Here is a 3571-nt window from a genome sequence, read left to right on the forward strand (position 1 = left end):
AAAGATTAAGCCTATTAAAAGCACGTTGAGCAAAGCCCTTGACTATATCCAAAACCCGGATAAAACAGACGGGAAAATGCTTGTGTCCTCCTTTGGGTGCAGCTATGAAACAGCAGACATTGAGTTCGGATTTACGCTTGCACAAGCTATTGAGAAAGGGAACAATCTCGCCCACCATTTGATACAGTCCTTTGAACCGGGAGAAGTAGATTATGAGAAAGCCCACGAAATCGGAAAGCAGCTTGCCGACGCGGTAACAAAGGGACAGCATGAATACATCTTGACTACCCACATAGACAAAGGGCATATCCATAACCATATCATTTTTTGTGCAGTCAATTTTGTTGACTACCATAAGTACAATTCCAACAAACGCAGTTACTACGGCATACGGAACATGAGCGATAAGCTGTGCCGGGAAAACGGGCTGTCTGTTGTCGTTCCGGGCAAAGGCAGCAAGGGAAAAAACTATGCAGAATATCAAGCGGAAAAGGTCGGTACAAATTGGAAAGGCAAGCTGAAAATTGCCGTTGATACGCTTATCCCCCAAGTAGCAAGTTTTGAAGAATTGTTGCAGCGGTTACAGGCAGCGGGTTATGAGATAAAGCCGGGAAAATATATCTCCTGCCGCGCTCCCGGACAGGAACGCTTTACCCGCTTAAAAACTCTCGGTGTAGATTATACAGAAGAAGCCATAAGAGAACGGATAGAGGGCAAGCGCACAAAGGCGACGAAAGCTCCCAAAGAGCAGCGCGGCGTATCGCTGCTTATCGACATTGAAAGTAGTATCAAGGCACAAGAGAGCCGGGGCTATGAACAGTGGGCGAAAATCCATAATCTGAAACTGGCTGCAAAGACTATGAATTTCTTGACGGAACATAAGATTGAGCAGTACGCAGATTTAGTCAGCCGGATTGAGGAAATAAATGCGGAAAATGTAAAGACAGCAGACGCATTAAAGAGCGTGGAGAAGCATCTTGCAGACATGGCAGTGCTGATGAAGCACGTTACCACCTACCAAAAGACAAAGCCTGTTTATGAAGCATACCGCAGGGCAAAGGATAAGGACGCGTACCGGGCAAAGCAGGAAAGCAGTCTGATACTCCACGAAGCAGCAGTAAAGACACTGAAAGCGGCGGGCGTTACTAAACTTCCTAACCTTGCCGCCATGCAGGAAGAATACGGGAAGCTCCAAGCGCAGAAAGAAGCCCTTTACGCTGATTATGGAAAGCTCAAAAAACAGGTCGAGGAATACGACATTATCAAACAGAACATAGACAGTATTTTGCGGCAGGGCAAAGAACAGGAACGGGTTAAAGAAACGGCGAAGCACAGATAGTTCTCTATGGTGGATTTCTTTGCAAATTTATAGTATAATTTTTTGTATCACTAATGAGATGAAAGGATACTTTAGTTATGGCAGACTTCAAAGATATTGATTTATCAAAATTTAGTTTGGATTTGACAAAAACCGTGCAACATGTAAACCCAATACAAGACCATATGGCGAGAATGCAAAGGGGACAGGAACAAACTATTAGAAGTATTCAAAAAGCGAAAGAAGAAAAAGAAGCCGAAGAATTACGCAGACATAACGAATTAGTCGCTGCATTGAAAGAAGCTGGAGAAAAAGGAGCAACAATAGTCATAGGAGATAACGCTAATGGAATACAAATACAGCAAAACTCCGATGGTGCTATGCAAGAGATGACCAATTCTCAAACCTTTAATTATGATAAGGCTCTTGAAGTGTTAAAAGAGATAAAAGAATATATTGATTTTCCCCAATTCCAAACAACTTTCAAAGAAAATTCTGAAAATGTAAAAGCGATTATTGAAGATACAATTAAAGCAGCCGAAAACAAAGAAGATGTAGGTATTGTGAAAAAGTCCTTGCGTATTCTTAAAGACTTAGCTGTTGGTGCAAGTGGAAGCCTAATAGCCTCTGGTATAATTGCATTGTTAGGTACATTACCTCTATAACGAAAAAACAAGACGCGGAAAGTCAGTAATGACCTCCCGCGTCTTGTTTTTGGTGGGTGCTGATTTTGATATGTTACGCAGTAGAACACCGTTTTGAGGGGAAAAGGTATTCTGTATCGCCTAAGTGATTTTCACGCTCGGAAAGCCCTGTAAATCAAGCTCTTTTTCGCCCTTATTGCGTAACAAGGGCGCGGCGTTTCCTCATGCGCTCCGCTGCCTGTCTTTTCGTAATACGTTTCCGGCAGTCCGGGCAGTATTTGACGCTGTTAGAGGTGGACGCAAAAGAAGCTCCGCACTCGGTACAACGCTTTTTATCCTCGGTCTTGAAAAGCTCTGCATACAGCAGCTTATCAAGAGGAAGTACGGCAGTCTGAAACCATTCGCATAGAAGCGAATAGGAAATAAGCTGCGGGCAGACACATTCCTCCCCGTCGTCCAGTAAAATACAGTGTCCGTTATCGCAGTTGCAGCACTCCTTTTTTACAAGGTTGTTGACTTTTCGGCTTTGGGGCGGCGTAAGCCGCTTACCCCCGGTCATACCTCATCAGCGGCGAAAATAGCAAGCTCCGCATACTCATTTTCTGTCAGAGGTGCGATTTTTGCAAGGGTGCGCTTCGCCAGTTCCCGCATATCCTCGTCCATGAACGGCAGCGCAGCGTTGATGTTCTCTATAAGCCCGCGCTTGCCGCCCTCATTGTAAATGCTCAACAGGTTTGTTTCTTCAACGGTCAGTCTAATCATGCTCATACCTCCAATTCGTGATTTTTTGATTTTGTCGCTTTTTTCTGTGCGGTCTTTTCTTTATCTGCTTTAAGCTGCGCCCGGATAGAGGGCTTCTTTTCCGTTTTTGCTGCCTTTCCGCGTTCCTTATCAGCCTTGACAGCTTCCGCAAGGTCAACAAGGGAAATGGTTTCTCCTGCCTTTACCTTTGCTTCCAGTTCTGCAACGGTCGGGGTGTTGTTTATCTGCCCGTCAATCATGTTGTAGTTTTGCTCGGTGGTCTGCTCGGCAGCTTTCAGATAGTTTTCCGGCTGAACGGGAACAGCAAAAGCCCTTGTACCGTTCCCCATAATCAGATATTTTCCGTCGTCGGACTGGTGGTGTAATCCATATCCGGCAGCTTCCATTTGCTCGCGGCTCATGGCGGTTACATAGAAAGTCCCCCTCGGTGTTTTGATTGTTTCGCCCGTTTCCAAGTCATCGGGAATGAGGGCTTTTTCCTGCTCCTTGAAAAACTCCGGCACTTCCTTATAACCAAAGCTGTCTACATAGTGGGCGGTGTCCTGCCCGTTCTGATGAAGCACCACCACGTCAGAAACAGAAAGGCTATGTCCCTTAAAATCTTTCGGGTGGTCGATATTAAAGCGGGTGTAAATATCTTCAAGGGAAGTCCCCGGCGTAAGCTCTGCGGAATAGACAAGCGCATAGTTTTTCGGGTCTACCCGGTATCCTGTGGCAGTCAGACGGTCGTAAGGTTCAAAGCGCAAGTCCCTTGTTTCGTCCCCGCCTTTTATCTGAAAAATGGAAAAGGTGTCTTTGTCCTGTGAGGCTTCCTGTTCCGGCTGCTCCTGTGCGGGGGCTGCCTGTT

5 protein-coding genes are annotated in these 3571 nt (G+C 45.6%); 2 read left to right on the forward strand and 3 right to left on the reverse strand.

Features of this window, described 5'->3' with window-relative positions; translation table 11 throughout:
• A partial coding sequence (locus tag DWW13_RS17905) for a relaxase/mobilization nuclease domain-containing protein (protein ID WP_243026198.1) occupies positions 1 to 1339 on the forward strand: 1339 nt, incomplete at its 5' end.
• 77 nt (positions 1340 to 1416) lie between these two features.
• Entirely contained in the window at positions 1417 to 1983 is a 567-nt protein-coding gene (locus DWW13_RS17910) for a hypothetical protein (protein WP_118720769.1), read from the forward strand.
• Positions 1984 to 2155: 172 nt separating this feature from the next.
• Here DWW13_RS17910 and DWW13_RS17915 read toward each other — a convergent pair whose 3' ends face one another.
• The 3 genes from DWW13_RS17915 to DWW13_RS17925 all read right to left on the reverse strand — a co-directional run.
• Positions 2156 to 2521, reverse strand: a complete 366-nt coding sequence (locus DWW13_RS17915; RefSeq protein ID WP_118720771.1) for a cysteine-rich VLP domain-containing protein — start codon at positions 2519 to 2521, stop codon at positions 2156 to 2158.
• Complete coding sequence (locus tag DWW13_RS17920; protein WP_442857778.1) at positions 2518 to 2730, reverse strand: transposon-transfer assisting family protein; 213 nt, start codon at positions 2728 to 2730, stop codon at positions 2518 to 2520. Before DWW13_RS17920 ends, DWW13_RS17915 begins: the two co-directional genes overlap by 4 nt.
• Positions 2727 to 3571, reverse strand: an 845-nt coding sequence (locus tag DWW13_RS17925) for a YodL domain-containing protein (RefSeq protein ID WP_118720773.1), incomplete at its 5' end; no start/stop codon positions are given. The genes DWW13_RS17925 and DWW13_RS17920, both read right to left, overlap by 4 nt.

The sequence above is a fragment of the Blautia sp. AF14-40 genome (assembly GCF_003479665.1).
Classification (GTDB): domain Bacteria; phylum Bacillota; class Clostridia; order Lachnospirales; family Lachnospiraceae; genus Fusicatenibacter; species Fusicatenibacter saccharivorans.